We start from the raw sequence: 18,525 nt of genomic DNA, 5'->3' as shown, positions 1-18,525 counted from the left end.
ATTTATAGTGATCCTAAATTTGTTTTTCCCAGTATTATTTTCTCGAATTGATTTTCGTTTTCGTCGTTGCAGTCAAATAATCTTCCTGTAGGATATAAATTGCTGAGGTTCGATAGAGACGTGATAAGCTTTATGAGTTCTGTCTCCGGCTGATCCTGGTTCAATAGGGTTTTGGCAAATAAATAATCCTTGTAAGAGTTCTCAAACCGCAAAAGTTCGTTTTCTGCCGGATTTTGAATTTCATTTTTCCGATGTCCGATCCAGCAGATTTTTGCCAGAACATGCGCCGGTAATTCTTCCTTAATTACTTTTTCGATATAATTTCTGAAATCGATGTTGGCAAAACGCAAAGTATATCCGGGCAGAATAATACTTACGCGATAGGAGTAAGGGTCCAGAGGCTCACAGCTCTTGCACTCATCAGTACAGATCGGTAAAAATGTTGCCGAATCCACAATAGTCTGGTTCACATCGGGACGAAGCATCATGTGTTCTACAATAAACAACCCTTCCTCTGTAAACACTTCTTTCATAAAATGAATCAAATCGAGAATAGACTGCTTTACTTTAGCCAAAGAACTGTAGTAAGTGTACCTTTTGGCAATGATACGGTCCTTATTGTTCACATCCGTAATTAACGGATTAATGATGTCATACGAATACTTTCCGGAAGGAGACTGATGTATCTGGATGTTATCGATGACCTGTGGATCTGTGATGCCTTTTTTAAAGGCTTCTTCGACATTGTATTCTCGGGTTTGAATGATTTGTAAAATAGCAAAGTACATTTCCCGATTGGCAATAGAGGTGTCATAATACTCTGTTGTGGCAGAGAGCACGATTTTGTTTTTATCATCCCTGATTCTCCATCGGTATACCAGTTGATTGTCTGAATCAATAAAATGATAGAGATCAACAAAGGAATCCGAAAGATGTCTTCTGTTGTAGTTTTTAATCCCCAAAAGCCTTGCAATTCTCTTTTTTACCCCCGAGACATTATCCGTATCCCACAGATTGCTGTTGGGCTGTCGGTAATAGTTAAAAGAACTGCCGCGGTTTTTGCTTACGATCTTATAATCTTTCAAAAAGTCTTCTTTATTTTTCAGCACCACTTCATCCGTAGCACTGCCATAGATACTTTTGTTAATGAAAACATACTCAGAGAAACGTTCTGCAAAGCGCCCTAAAAGATGGTCCAGAATAGAATTTCGTCTTTCAATATTGTTGTCCAGCTCTTTAAAAAGAATTTCGGTCAGATAATCATCATTGTTTTCAGGATAGTCCTTTACCAGTTCGCTAAAGCCTTTAATGTCTTTTACCGCTTGGGTAAAAAATGTTTTAGTGAGATTGCCGCTTACCGAAAGTATCTCGTTGACTTTTCCCAAATGTTTAAAATAACTGGCCAGAATTTGGTCGAAGAATAAAAGATAGGCTTTAAGCTGTTTGGCCTGCGATTGTCGGGCGACTGTGGCTCCTGACGGTAAACCAACTTCTCCGATACCATACGTATCCGGAAAATCGTTTTGTATGGTGGTATAACTGTTTGGGTTTAAATAAGTGCCTTTTGGTATTTTCAGTTCTTTGTGTTTGCTGGAATAATCGGTAGCTTTATCTTTTACGTCATTAATTTCTTTTAAATAAAGATCCACCTGAGTTTTATTGATGTTCAGAGGTAGTACGCCTTTATTGTAGTTGAAAACACTTTTATTACAGATTACCGGTTTTTGGTATTCTTTAAGGCAAAGCAGCCACTGATTGGCCACCGCTTCATCATCGCCGCAATTTCCAAGAGAAATATCTTTGATGGTCAGCACTCCGGGCACATTCATGATCAGTTTGATAATATCCGATAATCGCACCTCACTGGTCAGTTCGGCTTCGATTAATTCTTTAGTATCAATAAAACCATGTTCCAAAACTGGCCCGTCAAAAATTTCTAAGGAGGTGTATCCCTTATCGAGCATTTGCTTAACCGAATAAAAATTAACGGTGGTCGATAAATAACCATCCAATGCGGTTAACACCAGGGCATGAACCATTTCTTCGTCGGCCTGAGTATCAATCTCAATACTGGCGCATATTTTTATAGGATATTCATCGACTTTTATAATGTTAATCAGGTCTTCGCACAGATTTCTGTTGGCATGGAATTTTTTTCTGATGAGGTCTTTGACGTTATTAATGTCAGAAAGTTTATTGCTCTCAAAATCGACATAAAGATCGTATAAACCTTTGAGCTGAAATTGCTTTTTAAGGCGGCTTGGGAGTTCGTTAAAATCCTGATAATTATAAGATAATTGCTCGTCTTTACAATTCACGTAAACGGTTTTGTAGTGTTTGGCCGGCCAGCAGTTTTTAACGCCGTCAATATCGATAAACAGTTTTCTGTAATCCAGTGCAGTTACGGGACTTGTAGTCAATACTTCCGAAGCCTTAAAAAACTGGTTGGGAATATCTTTTTCTTTTACGTCAGAAGCAAGGAGGTTTTCGATCGGCAAATCGGTTCTCATGCCAAGATCGGTTATAGCATAACAAAGCATCTCCAGCATCGTGATACCGGGATCATGCGAATTAAAATCAGTCCATAATTTGCCACCCAGCTGTTCGATATACTCAATGCCTTTTTTTCTGAGATAGAAAAAATCCAGGTCATCTTCGGTCGCAACCTTTTTAGGAATTGTATTATGTGGATTTAGTATTGACATGACTCTTCGGATTGGAAATTAGGTTCTTTACAACTGTTGATTTTTGTAGAAATGATATGATTTTTTACCGACACCAGTATGCGTTTTGGATTAGACGGTGACAGTACCGGCAAGAAATCCAGTGTTGCCTGATAAGTAATATCGCTCGGATTTTCTGATTCGGTATTGTCTTTGAGTTTCGCCATTTCTAACTCTGCTAAATAATCGACATAGTATAATTTTTCGATATAGTCAATGATGGTGCTTCTGTGTAATTCAATCCCAAAAAGGATGTCCTGAGTGGTGTCAAATGCCCACGGCGACAAGAATTTGGTGATATCTTCATTGAGCTGTTTTTTATAAAAGTTCTCATCGTACTGGGCATAAAACCGCACATTGAGTTTGATGATCACTTTCTCGTATTCCGGATTAATTACAGCGACTTCGACATGCATACTGTTGAGATTGCTGATGTAATTTCGAATTTTATTTAAGGTAGCCGTATTTACTCTCGGCTCATAAAGATCAAATACATTTTTGTTTATAATATCCGGGACCACTATAAGAGTAATATCTCCGGGTGAAAGAAAGGATTCCTTTTCATTATTGGTATGGTTCAGGCATTTTACTCTGAAAACTTCCGGAAATTCCTGAAGGATAAGATGCTCGTAATCCCATAGCGTTATCGCTCTGTTTTTGTGACGAAGACGTTCACTTACCCGTTTGTAATAGGTCTCGTCTGATTCCTGTGCTTTTCCGTTAAAAGAATTAAAAGGCTGCGCGACACTTTTAACCTGCGTGATGCGGGTAATGAGCTTAGAAATCGTTTCAGCAGGCAATCCTTTTTCTAAATGAGACAATTCGTTATTGTGGTTGTAAAATTCGGCTGTAACGACTTGTGTTTTAATATCGATTACTTTGCAGACGGCATCATAAGCTTTATGCATTTTTCCTCTTACCCAGATCAGGTTGTCCGGAAATAAAGTATTTGTCTTGGTAGCCTGTTTTGGAATCGCAAATTTCAGAATCCCCGATTTTAAAAAATTATCGGTAGAATTGGCTAAAATTTCATTCTCGATATTTTTCCATTGATTATCACAAAGAATAAACCATTCTATTTTTTGTCTACCGACAAAAGAGTCCACCTGTGGATTTTCGCTTCCTTCGAGTATCTGAACCAATAAAGCAACCTGCTGTAAAGTTTCAGCTTCCTCAAGACCGATGTAAAATTCGCCTCCTTTGCAATAATCAGGAACGAGACGGCTTGTAAGCGTGCTATTAGCATCCAAAACCCCTTTTTGTCTGGCAACATTTTTCAAATAAGAATGTTCTTCACTCTGTCCAAATGGAGCTTCATGAAATAATCGGATTCGTTCTGCCTGGTATTCGACTTCGGTTTGATGGGTAAAATTGACCGTTTCCTCCGCCGTATAATCTAAACTAATGGTTTCGACAAATGGCGTATAAGCTTCATTCGGAATCAGGGTATCCGCAATTTTACTCATAATGGCGAGCGTATATATTTTTGGGTACAAAGAGTGCAGCAACGATTGGTTTAGCGTCAATCGGATCGGGCCGCTCTTGTCAATGTCGTAACCGTCTCCTGTTAAAGGAAATTCAGTTACATAAACCCCGTCTTTTAGCGTAAACAAAGTAGTGTCTGTAATTTTGGTTTCCCAGTTTTCTTTATTTAAGAGGGACACATTTCCTTTAAAATAAGCATCGGAGTCTACAATAAGATCGGTGTCGACTGTGTTAAGAATTAATTTGCTTTTTTCCGGAATATTTATGGCAACAGCATCTGTTTTAGGCTGAGGGTCTTCGGGCTGATTTACGGCTTTGTCCTTTATAATTTCTTTCAGAAACATTCCATTAAAGAAAAGAGTCTGGCTTATCGTCGTATCCTGATATTTCTTTTTGTAGGCCTGATAATGCGTTTTAAAAGATTTGGGGGTGTTTTTCCATTTTATAGAGACGTTGATATTCTTCCATTTTTTTGAAAACATTTCCGGATAATCAATAAGAAATGACGAACCGCTGGTAGGCTGCGTGGTAAAAGGATAGAAAGGTTTTTCGGCATTTAGTAAACCGGTATCGCTTTCCAGTACTAGTGACTTTACATCTTTTACGTCTACTTTAACACCGATGCTGCTGATGGTTTTGGTCACCAGATTTCTAAATAAATAATGTCCTTTTTTGTCTTCTGTACGAATTAAGAATCGGATAACAGGTTCTGTTGTAGAGAAATGTTCTCCTAATTTCTTTTGATTATAGTTTACAATAGAGGGGGTATCTTTTGAAATTTGAAACACCAATCGCAATTGCTTTTCCACAATACCGGAAGTGGCAGCTGTTCCTATAAGTTTAAAAGGACCAAGCCATTCTTTTTCGCCACTGCAGAAAATGCTGATATTATCAACAAGATCATTGACGGTAATGGGTTCCTTAAATGGTTCGGTATCAAAAGTAAAAGCTTCATTGAAAGTAATAGTAATATCAATATTTCTTTCGCCTTCTTTTAATTGCAATAGGGGCGAAGCAATGGTAAAGCCAAGTCGGGCAGCTTCCAGTTCAGTATATTTTTCTTCATTAGAAGTATATCCAAATGGCAACCAGTACTTTGATCCTTCCTTAAGACTTTCTCCCTTTCCATCAAGAGAGTTGGCCACCTGACTGCATTTTATCTCCCCTAGGGTAGTATCATTATAAACACTCTTAAGCGCCGTAATTTGAGCTTTGTTGGCAACTAATTCTTCGGTTGTTTTATAGATAAGTTTGTTGCCTAAAGCATCTTTTCCTGCATCCAATTGTGTTTGCGCTTCGATTCGTTCTTCGGTACTTTTTTTAGCCAGCTCGAAAATAACATGTACCTGATCCGGTTTTGCAGCGAGTTTTTCGATTTGTAAAATATCCTTATAAAAGAAATCGAGATGTTTTTTGGTAATTTTATTAAAGCGCTCTTTAGACAGTTCCAATAATTTCAGGAAACAGATAAAAAGGGTCATGTGAGGCGTTAACGTGCCTTCGAATTCAATATCCCGAAGTGTTTCCGAAATACTTTGTTTCAGAAGCGTATAATCTTTGTCTTTTCTGTTTGGAATGTCTTTTTTCGAATAGCCAAAATGATCAAAAATTTCCTGCCAGTTTCCGGAAGCTTTTTTGCTGTTGGTGGTGTCAAAAAAGTTAACCTGTTTGGCAAAATTATAGGTAAAAAGAAACCAGTCTTCCTTATCAAAGTCATGGAGTTCCAAATTGTGGGGATCGAGAATACTATTCACGCGGTCGCCCTGATCGGTGCCATTTCTTTTAAATAAGGTATCGTTGGTATGGTCGCTGTTGTTACACATAATGCTTTTTATATCAATTTTACTTATCTTTTAGTCCAATGCAATTGGACTATATTGAATATACAATCGGTATTAAATATTAGTTCCTTCTTGTTTGTAGAAAGGATATACCATATTAGTTCTGGAATTGGTAGCTCTTATTCTGTAATCTAAAGCCACTAACAATTCCCCATTTAAATCATCTCCCTGACTGATGTCGATTTTCTCCACATCAATTCGTGGTTCATGGTATAAAATGGCGGTTCTGATGAGTTCAGACACATACGTTTTTAAGGTTGTGGTTAACGGTTCAAAAAGAAGTTCGTCTACATTACAGCCGTATTTAGGGACCATAATACGTTCTCCTATTTTGGTTGACAATAGAATCTCCAGACTGCTTTTAATGTCTTCTTCATCAGAAATCATTACAGTAGCTCTGGTTGTTTTCTTAAATTCGGGAGGAAAACTCCATCCGGTTCCTAAAAAAGCTTGATCTGTTTCCATAATTAACCAATTAAAACGGTTGCTAATCCGGCTACTATTGTGCCTCCATGTGCGGTGGAATCCCCCATACGTGCTGCGGGTTTTCCTCCAATTAAAACGGTTGCCGAACCTGCGGCGATGGTATCAGGAGGTCCTGTGCAGGTAGCCATATCTCCAACACATGCGGCTGGAACTCCGCCAATTAATACGGTTGGCGAACCGGCAGGTAAAATTGGCCCTCCCACATGCGGAACGGTTCCGGTAACCATTGGACAAACATGCATATCTGTAATTCTGGCGGCTGGTGCTCCCATAATTTTAATTTATTTGTACGATACTTCCTTTTACAATAGCCACTGCGCTTGAGGACATTTCTGCTCCCGCACTTCCTTCGGCTTTAAACTGTGCTTTGGCTTTTAAGGAAACGTTAGTTCCTTCAATTTTAACGTCACCTGATGCGACTATCTCAATGTTTCCGGCACTTTCCATTTTTATACCATTACTGTCTATGGTAATGACATTCGAATTTTCATCTTCAATAACAATTACCCCCTGGTCTTCGTCGAGTGTTATTTTTTTGCCCGCCGGAGTTTCAATTCCTATCGATTTTTTCTCGTCATCAAACATGACCTTCATTTCACTTCGGGTTACAATCCCTTTTTGGTGATTATCGTCTGAAGCTGTAATCGGAGAAGGCTTTCCACTGCTGTGAAGCATGCCCAAAACGATGGCGTTGTTTGGATCTTCGTTGACAAAACCAATAATCACTTCATCTTCTATTTCAGGTCTGAAAAAAATACCTCTGTTTTCTCCTGCATCGGGCGAAGCGACACGGCACCAAATACCCTGTTCTTCATTGTTGATGATGGGAATTTTGACCAGAATTCGGTCTTCACCATTGGGGTCGCCTTCCAGTTGTGTTACGATTCCGGCATGAAGTCCTTTTATGGCCGGCATGATTCCGGAACCTGTTGGTGTGTGAATGTCATAGGTTTCAGAGAACCACTCAGGATTTAATCCAAATTGAGCATCGATGGTCCAGTTTCCTTCTGTTAGTTCGTGAAAAACTCCCGTGATGTAAGCACTTCCGTTGAATCGGTCGCCAACGCCTTCCAGTGTAATGATGGTGTTGGGCTTTACGGCAGGAATTCCTTGAAATTTCACTCTTCCGCGAACTTTGGATAATTGCTGAAACAGTAATTTGGCGTCGGCCCAATCCTGCAATTCTGTTTCGGTAATGGCACCACCGTGACGCAGTTCCAAATTTTCCAGTTCGATAGTTTCGGACAAATCAGAAGCCGATAAATTTCCATTGAGACTTACTCCGGGATCACTGGCTTCAATTTCTACTAATTCCTGATTGGTATAATCCCAGCTGTACGAAGACACTTTGGCAAATTGATTTCGGGCATCAATTTCGGCATCAAAATCGAGTAAAGTTGCTCCGAAAGTAATGGTTTCGACAGCTGCTGAACTCAGATCAGGTTTGCTGATGGTGATTTTTCCGTTCTCTACAAAACAAAGTTTTCCGTTAGCCTGTGCTCTTGAAACGATAAAATCCCAGTCGGAAGTATTGTACTGAACCAGTTCTTTATGACTAAAATTAGTAGCTTCAACGTCTTTTTCCAGTCCGTATGTGCCTATAATTTCTTCAAAAGCATCACTGTCTTTTACATCATAAAAATACTTGCTCTTTCTGCCGATCGTTAGTTTTACTGCTTCGTCTTTACATTCAATAATCAGCAAAGAAGCACCGCTTTTTATTTTAATTGAATGCTTGATGATGATTCCTTTGTAAATGGCCTCCTCATCATTGTGATAACCGGCATTGATTTCAAGTTTTTTTCCCGGAATCAATAAATCCTCATTACTCAGTTTAAAATCTCTTTCAGAAGCTTCTCCGTCTGTGAGAACAATTTGAGCCATAGGAATTCGGTTCACCTCATTTTGCACTACAATACTTTTTACCTGATAGGTTTTAGACAATTCTTCCCCTTCAATTAAAATTTTGTACGTTACTAAATCGGCACTTTGACTGGTTTGTATGACTCCGCTGTTGTTCATCAGGATTGTTTTTGTAAGGGTGGGAAAAATAGTTTTTGCCCTGTTTTTAATTTTCTGAAATTGATAATGTTATTGACTTTTGCAACTTCGAGATAATACTTAGAATCACCGTAAATATGATAGGTCATCAAGGGTAAAGTATCGCCTTCTTTTACAATTCTGTAATGCGTTAGATCCGGCGATTTATTATTTTCTCTAGCTGCTCTGAGGTTGTCTTCCACAAAACCCTGAAATTTCGCTTTTGCGATAGCTCTTATAGGAGTTCCGTCCGGATTAAAGAGTTTGAATTCTATTTCCATTTCGGTTAGAGCCCCTTTAAAAAGCAAGGTTCCCCATGAAATCATGAGATAGTTGGGTTTGTGTTCGTCACCGTTGTAATCCAGAATGACCTTTTTAAATTTCTCAATGTCGTCTATAATGCCATTTCTCGAACTTTTATAGCCGCTAATCACTCCCGATCGGTCGAAAACAAAATCAAGTTCCAGATTCTCCGGTAGTTTTTTGTTGAACTTAGGAGATACCGTACTCGTTCCGGAGGCCTGAGTGTCATCAGTCTCAATTTTATAGTGATAGGTATATTTCTCCGGATTCATAAGCGTAGAAAACTTACCGTCGGCAATTTTGTTATTAAACTGCGGGTCACTATAAGCTACGATTTTTAGTTTTTCTAATTCTCCAGCCATGATTAACGTTCTTTTTTACGTTCGATAATTTTCATTACCTGATCTACACATTCGGCAACGGGCTCTTCTCCTTTACTTTTCGGAGAATTTGGAGAAGCAGCCGGTTTCGATCCTTCACTTACATTTATTTTAATGTGAAGCTCTTTTATTTCTATTGGCATAACTAACTTTTCATTAAGGTGAAATAATTATAAGTAAGCTCAATGTTTTCGACGACGAGCTTGCTTTCTTCGGCATTAAAGTCTTCAACCGACCATTTTACAGGGTAGGCGTGAACCACATTCCAGGAAACCAAAGGCTGATGCTCCTGGTTGAGTAGTTTGACAGTCAGGTTTACGGGTTCAAAAGAAAAATTTTCAATAGCTTTTCTGCACCAGTCAATAACATCAGAATCAATCAATATTCCTCTCTTTAAAGTCAGGTTTGGATATTTTGTCTTTACCGGGAGTTTGTGTTTGAATCTGTTTTCTCCACCCTCGGCAATTTCTTCTGTCTCGATATCAACAGACAAGCCGGAAACCGATTGGAACTGATGGTCTTTTTCTTTCGTACCAAGACCTTGAAATTCTACTAAAAAGTGAAAACCGACAGGTGGATAATAATTAGCCATGATTAGTCATTTTGAATCGATAAACCTTCGTGAACCAATTCCATAGATTCGATAGCGACTTCGTTTCCGTCGGCTTTTAAATCAGTAGATTGAATTTTGGTAGGCCATGCATTTTTTACTTTCCAGATGGCCACAGGATTGTGCTCTTCGTCCAGTAACTTGATGGTAATATCTCTTCTTTCTATGGTGTTTAGTTTTACCGTATTCCACCAGGCATAATACTCATTATCACTTTTAAAGGTTCCTCTTTTCAGTGTGATGTTAGAGAATTTTTGCATGCCCGGCATTTTGATCTTGCTGTATTCAGGACTTGCTCCGTGACGGTATTCAATAACCTCAGTTTCGACATCTAATCCCGAAACTTCTGTAAATCCTATTTTTGTTCCACCCCAGTCAACTGAGAAATGAAACTTTGATAGCGGATAGCTCATGATCTGTATTTTTTAATGTTAGTGTTTAGTTAAGATTCCTGCATTTTGTGAGAGAAGCGAAGTATGATAAATTCCGCCGGACGAACTACCGCCATTCCAATTTCGACAATTAAGCGGCCTTCGAGAATGTCTATAGCCGACATGGTTTGCCCCAATCCGATTCTGACATAAAAAGCCTGTTCCGGTTTAGCTCCGGCCAATGCTCCGGCTCTCCATTGCAGAATCAGGAAATTTTCTATCATGGCTCGCACGCGTATCCAGGTGTTGGCATCGTTAGGTTCAAATACAAATTGTTCGGTTGCTTTTTTGATGGATTCTTCGGCCATATTAAAGAAACGTCTCACTGGTACATAACGCCATTCGTTATCGTTTCCGGCTAATGTTCGGGACCCCCAAACCAAAGTTCCTTTGCCGGTGAAACTTCTGATGGCATTGATTGATTTACCGGCAACAGTATCAACATTTAAACCGTCCTGAATGTTGTTGGTAATTTTTACGGTAGGTTTTATGACATAGTTCAGACTTACATTGGCCGGAGCTTTCCAAACCCCTCTGTCTTTGTCAACTCTGGCGTAGATTCCTGCAATAGCCGAGCTTGGCGGAAGTGTTATAGGAAGGTTGTAAATTTCGGTAAGGATCTTATTGTAAGTAGCGTTGTCAATTGCTTCCAGAGCACTTAATTTTCTTCCGTTTAATTCTCCATTATTTAAATCTTTTCCGTTTACTGATTTAATAGCGGTTATAAGCGCGGTAAGGGCAGCGGCAATACCTGAGAAATTATTCACCAATCCGGTAATTCCCGTTTGAGCATTCAGTGGAGTATAGGTTACCAGTTTTTTTAATTCTGTGTCAAAATTTAAAGTATCGGTTAGTAGAATTTTTTTCAGTTTAGGATCTGTGTTTTCATCCTGTATTTTTTTCTTTAACGCTTTTAAATTTTTATAGACAGCATCGATTTTACTCGGAGCCGTAAAAATTAAATTGAAAGTATTCAGGGTTGAGGTGATGGTATTTGCAATTCCCGGATCTTCGTCTGAGATGGTACTGATGGCAGCATTGGCTTCATCATTTAAGGAACTCTTTAATATGGACAAAGTTTCCAAAGTAGTCAGTAAAGCGTTCAGTTTATTTAAGAAAGCCGTTTTTTTGGCAGGGCTGCTCGCAAAAGTTCCGCCTAAATCAAAACCGGTGGGATTGGCACTGTACATCTGTAGCAACAGATCACTAATTTGTCCGGCAATATCGCCAGCTACTGGTTCACTTACTAATTTGGTTACCGTAGCCGTAATTCCGGTAGCAGGATCTTCAATTGGTACTAATCCCGCAGCTATTTGATCATAGGCTTTTGCCGTATAAGAATAGTGTTTTAAGACAATTTTACTTGCATCAAAAGCATAATCAAGTATGGTTTCTAAATGTGGATAATAGGCTGCTCCGTATTTAATCGTATCTTTTTCAGAACTTACTTTATTTCTTAAATCGTCTATATTTGTATCTGTAGGGCTCGATTCATCATAATTCAGCGTATCGATCAGCGTAAATCTGTCCTGAAGATTTTGGCATTGGGTCAGCGCATCGTTATACAATCCATAGTAATCCGTAATCGTGATTCCTGATACTTTTGTGGCGTCCGGAAACAATAACAAAGTTGGTTCATCTACTTTTTCGATTTCTGCTAATCCGCTTTTTAGTGCATTACTGTTGTTGATTGCAGTAACAGCAGAATCTGCATCGTCTAAATCATTGCCATAACGGCCTACTGAAACAATGTAGCAAGGACCTCCGCCATTTGCAAAAAACAATTGCAGCGAATAATACATCAAAAAGGGCTGCTTTGAAGTAGGCTGATCTACAATAATAGATCTAACATCACCATTATCAGTAGAAACATCATTGATGGTAACACTAATGGTTGTTTCCGGTTTTGCAAAGCCGAAAAAACGTTCGTACTCTAAGAGAGAGGTTATTCGGGTTGGCTTTAATTTCAAATCTCCATTAATCTTGTTTGTAGCTTTTTCAGTATAGCCAATAAAAGCGGGAATTGCTGTTTCTACCTGGGCAACAGAAGGAGGGAATTTTACGATTTCCTCCACATATACCCCGGGTGTTTTGTAAGTTGTTGCCATGATTAATTGTTTTTAATTATTAAATAAATATTTCAGAATAGTAATCACCATTGTCTTTTGTTATTGATTTTACAGATGGATTAGGATAGCTGCTGCTCACCGGCTGCGGTACGTCAAAATCGGTTAGCGGGTCAATCTCAACAAAGCCGGAACGTGTTAAGGGTTTTGTTGTATTGGTTTCAATTTCGGTATCAGCTTTCCGGTTGATGTATTTCCAAAGCGTTTTTCGATTATCAAAATGAATTTTGAAGTTTGGACTGTTTATTTTACCATCATCGTCTATACTGTTTTCAGAACTATTATCGCCTTGCATCGTCAGTGAAATAATCCCAAACAGGTCTTGTGTTTCTGAGGAATGCAGTATTGAAATTAGATCAGTTGTAGTTTCTTCAGATACTAAATACGCACTTGATATTAACTTGTTGTCATTAATTTTTGGCAGGTATTTGAAGGTAACCGGCTCTTTAGGAGGTTTCACATTACTGAACAGAAGGACCCGGTTAGGAGTAAATTCTAAATTGGTATAATTTTCAAATTGATAGTCATGGATAGTGATTAGAAAGTTTAGGTTCAAATCGGCAGGAACTTTGATAAACGGATCTGTTTCGTCAGCTTCTTTAACTTTAATGTAAATCTTGAAACCTGTTTTACTTTCTTTGAACACCATTTTATAGTTTTGGAGTATTGTGCGGGTCTCCAGAGTTGGTGTGATCGTGGTGAAAACAGCAGTATTGAACTTTTGCAGCATCTTTTCTTTATCGTCATTCGACATACTTGCAAAGGTTTCTTCCCCATTATTCAGGAAATAATTATGCAAAATGGTTACTTCCAATAACAATCCGTATGTGATACTATAACTCATGATTGTTTTCTTGTTTTCGTTATACCCTTAATTCTGCTGATAAGTGGTCCTTCGCTTTGAGCAATATTGCGTTCAATTTGTATCATGCTCACCTTGTACAAAGCCGATGGAAGCTGTTTGCCGCCCAGAGTTCCCCAGATATAGTTCAATTCTTCAAAAGTGGGCGTGTAAAGCTCAATGGTAAATCTGAAGTTGTCGATATTGGCCATGGCTACATTATTTCGGTTGTAAATAGTATCAGATTGCGTAAAAAGTTTTTTCCCCTGAAAAAAAGTAATGATTTTCGAAATATCATTTAAAGAGTTGATGTATATGGTTCTGTTGGCGCTAAAGAGCAGGTACAGATTCAAGTTGATGACACTGTTTTTATAGATCGTTTTATTGCCCTGAACAATGTGATTGGGAAAGTTTTTCAAAGTCGCCTCTTCATCCAGATTGATAAGAGTAAGTGCCACCTTATCCTCCAGATTTCCGGATACCGTTTCATTCTGCGACTCCAGAAAAGCAATGTTTTCAGGCACAACCGTTTTTTCTAACCCAATTTCATCGAGGTAGTTGTTGACTTGTTCTGTAATTATCTGAATAACTTCAAAAATCATCTGGTGAAAAGTTTTAATATTCTGATATTCTTTAAGAAAAGGCAATTCAAATCTCTGCCTTTTTTAAAGCAGTGGGTGTATTTTAGGCTTGTTTTTTGTGATATTCCGCTTGTAGCAATACGATGTAAATAGGCTAAAAAGAAGTAGCTCTAAGGCGCAGATTCAAAAATAAAAAGAAGTATTTCCAGGCTTAAATTTGGATTTGTAATAAAAACTGGGGCTTATAGAATATCTAAATTAGAAAAACTTAGGGATATCAGGACAGCGTAAAAATACCCTTTTTTAAATAATCTTTTAGTTTGTAAATTATTAATTTTCAGTTACTTAAGTGTTAATTGGTGTTTTTGCTTTATATTTTTAGAAAAAAATAACGTCAGAATTTCCGCATAACATCAAAATTCTAATACGGAAAAGCGTAAAATGGTTGTTTTTTTAGGTCTATTTAATTGTTATACAGGTAAGTATGTTTTTGTTCGTCAATTATGGAGTCATTTTTAACCTTAAAAAAAGAAAAGGACGATAATAAAGAGACCAACCTTTGTTCTAAATGTGAAAACTGACCTCATGCTGTTATTTGGGTTTCTTATGGATAAAAATTCGGCACTCATGCCTTTTTTTTAATTTGTGTTTTGGCAGACTGGTAATTTTATAATGAAATACAAATCAGGAGATCACTTTAAAAGAATACTGCTGAAGAGATCTGCTGCCCAAAAACAAACAATACTCCTAATTTAGAACCGCCAAACAATGAAACCTACAAAAGAATTTACAGTTGCAGATTATCTGCTCACCCGACTCAAACAATTAAATGTTACCGAAGTCTTTCAGATCCCGGGCGATTATGTAAAACATTTTACACAAGCTCTCGAAGACTTTAACGGCATTAAAACCATTGGAACATCAAATGAATTGGATGCTTCGTATGCAGCAGACGCCTATGCCCGTACCCGAGGTTTAGGAGCGGTATCTTTGCAATATGGGGTAAGTACTTACAGTGCATTGAATGCCATTGCCGGTGCTTATGTAGAACGCAGTCCTGTGGTTGTAATTAGTGCTACACCGGGAGCAGACGCAAGGCAAATTGGAAATATGTACAATGTACTTTATCACCATTCTACAGGCAATCTCAATGCAGATCAGGAAATTTTTGAAAGAGTAACCGTTGCGGCCGAAACGCTGAGCAGTTCTGTCGATGCCCCTGAAAAAATCGATAACTTAATTATTGCGGCACTTACACATCAGCGTCCGGTTTATATAGCCTGTTACAAAGAGGTATGGGGCGAACCTTGTCCTAAACCTTCCAATAAAAAATTAGAACCTCAGATCATAAAAAGCGAAGCAGCGGAATTGGAGAATGCAGTTTCGCAAGCCTGGACACAAATCAGTCAGTCAAAAAAACCGTTGATTTTCGCAGGGGTAGAGCTTTTACGACACAATTTATCAAAGCAGTTAGAAGAGCTTATTAAAGTAAGTGGAATGCTGTACACTACAACGTCACTCGGTAAAACCGTTCTGGATGAGAAAGGAGATAAGTTTATAGGAACTTATTCTGATCAGGCTTCGATACCCGAAGTGATTAAAATAGTGGAAGCTTCAGACTGCATTTTGTCTTTAGGAACGATTATTACCGATGATTATTTATGGCTGGTAGAGAATAAATTTTCAGCTATGATTCAGGCAACCACGCAGGAAATGCGGGTAGGTTATTTTACTTATGAAAATGTAACCTTAAAAGATTTCATCGAAGCCTTAACCGAACGTTTCAAAAAAGCTTCAGGATATCCTTTAAAAACAGTAGCTCCGGCTCAGCCAAAATTTCCCGAACCATGGCGATCCAATTCCGATCCGAAATATGATAAACTTCCCGAAATAATAACCTTTAACCGCTTTTTTGAGAGAGCCACTTATTTTCTGGAAAAACAAAAAATGCTGGACGATATTGTGTTCACTTTTGGTGTGAGTTCGTCTATGTACGTAGCCACCAATATGTATGGATTAGCTAAGAATGCCTTTATTTCTTCCGCTGCCTGGCAGTGTATCGGTTTTGAAACCGGTGCTGCTTCCGGAGCTCAGTTAGGAAGTGGTAAACAAGCCTGGACTATCGCAGGTGACGGTGGTTTTATGATGGTAGCACAAGCGCTTTCGACCCTGGTAAAATACAACATCAACTCTGTAATTTTCGTGATGAGCAATGGGGTATATGCCATCGAACAGGTATATGTAGACATGGACTCCTTTAAAGCAGGTCCGTCTCATAAGTTTGATGAATTTGATATTCTGCCAAAATGGGACTATCAGGCACTTGCGAAAGCATTTGGAGCAAAGAGCTACCGTGCTGAAACCGTCAAAGAATTAGACGAAGTACTTCTCAAACTAAAAGGAAAAACAGATCTGCCCACTCTGGTAGAAATTATAATCCCTCAAAAAGACCTGGCACAGCAGATGGAAAGACTGGGGAATGAATAAAACAACTACTAAAAAGCAATAAAAAAATTAAAATCATAAAATCATGAGCAAGAAAACATACTCTATTTTTGGAGCCGGTGCGGCCGGACTCTATACAGCGTGGAGATTATTGGATGGAAAATCCAAACGCGACAAAAATGAAAAAATGCTGGTTAAAGGCGATGTATTAGAACTCTACGACTGGGGGAAATATGATTTTTCTAAAAAAAATCCGGGAACCAGAGAAGCGGGAGCACGCGTTTGTACGTGGCATTATAAAGACAACAAAGACAATTCGTATCTGGAATTGGGCGGTATGCGATATTCATATTGGGACGGCACTCCACAAGGAGCAGGACATCGTGTAGTCACAAAAACGATAGAGAAACTGGATTTAAAGAAAGATTCAGTTGAATTTAACGAATCAGCGGATCCTTTAATGTCTTTGCGTACCAAAAACATGTATGTCTCCGATGTTAATTCGAATCAGCCGGCTCCTTATTTTACTAATAATTATGGTGAAGATGCTCCGCCGGATGATGGATTCACCACCATACAATCTGTAGCAATCACAGCAACATCAGGCCCTGTTACCCGTAGAGAATGGTGTAAGTTTTATGAAGAAGGAAAAATCAATATTGATATGCCGGAAAGTTCGATCTTTCAAAAAGGAGATTTACTAAAAGATATTGGATATTGGAATCTTGCCTATGACAGACTTGGACAAGAAGGATTTGGTTATCTGGCAGATGGTAATGGCTATAGTTCCAATGTAGTAAACAGTCATAGTGCTCAGTCGTTTAATGTTAATGATGAGTTTACGCCGGGAACAGAATATAAAACACTGGTAAAAGGATATTCCAGCTTATTTGTTGCCTTATTCGATGAAGTTGAAAAACTAGCCAAACAAAAAGGAATTACGCTGAATTATTTTCCGAATACCCGATTGCGTTCGATTCTGTATACTAAGGCAGGGATTCGTTTTACTACCGCAAAACGCGCAACTCCGGATAAACTTGACGAAAATAAAATATGTGATGCTGCATTTTTGGCCATGCCTCGCGCATCCATTGAACTGGTAGCTCAGGCAACACGTTATACAGATGATGAAGGTCAGGACATATTAAACCACGAAGAAGTACAGCTCTATCTGGAATCTGTAATTATGGAACCTTCTTATAAAATTGGGATGTTTTTTACTACACCATGGTGGAGAACAACCGAAGCCGGAAGCCCAACTTATCCTGCCAAACTAACCAGTTATTTTTTAACGCAGGAAGGAATTGCTAAACTGAAAAAAGAAAAATTTCCTTCTAATTATCTGAAAGCAATAGAATCAGCAAAAAATCCGGTTATTATCGCAACATCGTTTAACGATAAGGCCAGTTTTATAGCTGCGGTAGAAAATGCGATTCAGGAACGTCTGACTTTTAAAGAAGAAAAGCAAATCTCAGCTATAGCCGAATTAGATACCATTGGTCCAAGTATTACCGATATGCCAATCCGACAAGTGGTTTATTTTGGGGATAACGCTCTCAATCAAAAAGGAGAAAAAGTGTATGGTATTTTGGCCAGTTATGACGATATTCAATACACCACATTTTGGAAAGCTTTAGAACTTGGTCCTCATGGAACACGTGAAATTCCGGAGTCCAGAGATTGCCAGACGCTCGAAGGACCACGTGTAGCCACTCCGGTAATGGTCAAAATGCTTCGCTCGCAACTGGCTGCATTACATTTTGGACCACAAACTGATTATTCGGCCGTACCTGAACCTTTAGAAACGAGATATATGGACTGGTCATTGCCTCCTTTTAATGCAGGATATCATGCCTATAAATCACACTATAATCTGGGTGATGTACAACGAAAAATTAGAAAACCTTCACAACTCGTTCCAAAAGCAGACTGCGATATTTTTATCGTTGGAGAAACCTATTCAAACGATCAGGCCTGGGTAGAAGGTGCCTTCTGTACAGCCGAATCGGTTCTGAATGATTTCTTCGGAATTGAACCTATTATAGACGAAAAGTATTATCCGTTTATCAGTCCGGAATAGTAAATTTTGGACTGTTTTTTAACCGCAAAGATCGCAAAGGTTTACGCAAAGTAGGCAGGAATCGTAACCGGAAGGCTGCATAAAAATCTGCTCAATCAATGTGTTAAAGAGGGTACAATTAAGATAAACAACAAAACAGGCGATTGTATTGGA

General features: G+C 38.6%; 14 protein-coding genes. 2 read left to right on the top strand and 12 right to left on the bottom strand.

All coding sequences use genetic code 11. The annotated features are described in order from the left end of the window. Positions 1-2: 2 nt before the first annotated feature. The 12 genes from B0A80_RS18340 to B0A80_RS18290 form a co-directional block, all read right to left on the bottom strand. Positions 3-2,705 carry a hypothetical protein gene (locus B0A80_RS18340; RefSeq protein ID WP_089078240.1) on the bottom strand — a complete coding sequence of 901 codons (2,703 nt, stop codon included), beginning with the start codon at positions 2,703-2,705 and terminating at the stop codon, positions 3-5. Then, positions 2,693-6,031, bottom strand: a complete 3,339-nt coding sequence (locus B0A80_RS18335) for a baseplate J/gp47 family protein (protein ID WP_089078239.1) — start codon at positions 6,029-6,031, stop codon at positions 2,693-2,695. The genes B0A80_RS18340 and B0A80_RS18335 overlap by 13 nt, the downstream gene beginning before the upstream one ends. A gap of 72 nt (positions 6,032-6,103) precedes the next feature. Beyond that, entirely contained in the window at positions 6,104-6,514 is a 411-nt protein-coding gene (locus B0A80_RS18330) for a GPW/gp25 family protein (protein ID WP_070908779.1), read from the bottom strand. A gap of 2 nt (positions 6,515-6,516) precedes the next feature. After that, positions 6,517-6,807, bottom strand: a complete 291-nt coding sequence (locus tag B0A80_RS18325) for a PAAR domain-containing protein (protein ID WP_017497863.1) — start codon at positions 6,805-6,807, stop codon at positions 6,517-6,519. Between the two features lie 4 nt (positions 6,808-6,811). Further along, complete coding sequence (vgrG, locus tag B0A80_RS18320) at positions 6,812-8,557, bottom strand: type VI secretion system tip protein VgrG (protein WP_017497864.1); 1,746 nt, start codon at positions 8,555-8,557, stop codon at positions 6,812-6,814. Beyond that, positions 8,557-9,240, bottom strand: coding sequence for a CIS tube protein (locus B0A80_RS18315; RefSeq protein ID WP_208861497.1), 684 nt, complete (start codon positions 9,238-9,240; stop codon positions 8,557-8,559). Before B0A80_RS18315 ends, vgrG begins: the two co-directional genes overlap by 1 nt. Positions 9,241-9,242: 2 nt before the next feature. Continuing rightward, positions 9,243-9,401 (bottom strand): DUF5908 family protein, encoded by a 159-nt coding sequence (locus B0A80_RS20855; protein WP_165607941.1) that lies wholly within the window; start codon positions 9,399-9,401, stop codon positions 9,243-9,245. Between the two features lie 2 nt (positions 9,402-9,403). Then, a complete protein-coding gene (locus tag B0A80_RS18310; protein ID WP_017497867.1) occupies positions 9,404-9,850 on the bottom strand; it encodes a phage tail protein in 447 nt (148 codons plus the stop codon). Between the two features lie 2 nt (positions 9,851-9,852). Then, positions 9,853-10,281, bottom strand: a complete 429-nt coding sequence (locus B0A80_RS18305; protein ID WP_017497868.1) for a phage tail protein — start codon at positions 10,279-10,281, stop codon at positions 9,853-9,855. A gap of 29 nt (positions 10,282-10,310) precedes the next feature. Beyond that, positions 10,311-12,407 (bottom strand): phage tail sheath C-terminal domain-containing protein, encoded by a 2,097-nt coding sequence (locus B0A80_RS18300; protein WP_089078237.1) that lies wholly within the window; start codon positions 12,405-12,407, stop codon positions 10,311-10,313. A gap of 19 nt (positions 12,408-12,426) precedes the next feature. Continuing rightward, positions 12,427-13,269, bottom strand: coding sequence for a hypothetical protein (locus B0A80_RS18295; protein WP_089078236.1), 843 nt, complete (start codon positions 13,267-13,269; stop codon positions 12,427-12,429). Further along, positions 13,266-13,868, bottom strand: a complete 603-nt coding sequence (locus B0A80_RS18290; protein WP_026110130.1) for a DUF4255 domain-containing protein — start codon at positions 13,866-13,868, stop codon at positions 13,266-13,268. Before B0A80_RS18290 ends, B0A80_RS18295 begins: the two co-directional genes overlap by 4 nt. Before the next feature lie 747 nt (positions 13,869-14,615). On the opposite strand from B0A80_RS18290, the gene B0A80_RS18285 reads away from it, so the two are divergent. Both B0A80_RS18285 and B0A80_RS18280 read left to right on the top strand, forming a co-directional pair. After that, positions 14,616-16,334 (top strand): alpha-keto acid decarboxylase family protein, encoded by a 1,719-nt coding sequence (locus B0A80_RS18285; protein WP_089078235.1) that lies wholly within the window; start codon positions 14,616-14,618, stop codon positions 16,332-16,334. A 43-nt stretch (positions 16,335-16,377) separates the two neighbouring features. Further along, positions 16,378-18,372, top strand: a complete 1,995-nt coding sequence (locus tag B0A80_RS18280; protein WP_089078234.1) for a flavin monoamine oxidase family protein — start codon at positions 16,378-16,380, stop codon at positions 18,370-18,372. Positions 18,373-18,525 lie beyond the last annotated feature (153 nt).

The organism is Flavobacterium tructae (assembly GCF_002217475.1).
Taxonomy (GTDB): Bacteria; Bacteroidota; Bacteroidia; order Flavobacteriales; family Flavobacteriaceae; genus Flavobacterium; species Flavobacterium tructae.
Note: the sequence above shows the minus strand (reverse complement) of the source record. Positions and strands in the feature narration are given on the sequence as shown.

Coding starts and splice junctions, on each gene's coding strand:
- B0A80_RS18340 (WP_089078240.1), bottom strand. CDS start 2,705: ATGTCAATACTAAATCCACATAATACAATTCCTAAAAAGGTTGCGACC.
- B0A80_RS18335 (WP_089078239.1), bottom strand. CDS start 6,031: ATGTGTAACAACAGCGACCATACCAACGATACCTTATTTAAAAGAAAT.
- B0A80_RS18330 (WP_070908779.1), bottom strand. CDS start 6,514: ATGGAAACAGATCAAGCTTTTTTAGGAACCGGATGGAGTTTTCCTCCC.
- B0A80_RS18325 (WP_017497863.1), bottom strand. CDS start 6,807: ATGGGAGCACCAGCCGCCAGAATTACAGATATGCATGTTTGTCCAATG.
- vgrG (WP_017497864.1), bottom strand. CDS start 8,557: ATGAACAACAGCGGAGTCATACAAACCAGTCAAAGTGCCGATTTAGTA.
- B0A80_RS18315 (WP_208861497.1), bottom strand. CDS start 9,240: ATGGCTGGAGAATTAGAAAAACTAAAAATCGTAGCTTATAGTGACCCG.
- B0A80_RS20855 (WP_165607941.1), bottom strand. CDS start 9,401: ATGCCAATAGAAATAAAAGAGCTTCACATTAAAATAAATGTAAGTGAA.
- B0A80_RS18310 (WP_017497867.1), bottom strand. CDS start 9,850: ATGGCTAATTATTATCCACCTGTCGGTTTTCACTTTTTAGTAGAATTT.
- B0A80_RS18305 (WP_017497868.1), bottom strand. CDS start 10,281: ATGAGCTATCCGCTATCAAAGTTTCATTTCTCAGTTGACTGGGGTGGA.
- B0A80_RS18300 (WP_089078237.1), bottom strand. CDS start 12,407: ATGGCAACAACTTACAAAACACCCGGGGTATATGTGGAGGAAATCGTA.
- B0A80_RS18295 (WP_089078236.1), bottom strand. CDS start 13,269: ATGAGTTATAGTATCACATACGGATTGTTATTGGAAGTAACCATTTTG.
- B0A80_RS18290 (WP_026110130.1), bottom strand. CDS start 13,868: ATGATTTTTGAAGTTATTCAGATAATTACAGAACAAGTCAACAACTAC.
- B0A80_RS18285 (WP_089078235.1), top strand. CDS start 14,616: ATGAAACCTACAAAAGAATTTACAGTTGCAGATTATCTGCTCACCCGA.
- B0A80_RS18280 (WP_089078234.1), top strand. CDS start 16,378: ATGAGCAAGAAAACATACTCTATTTTTGGAGCCGGTGCGGCCGGACTC.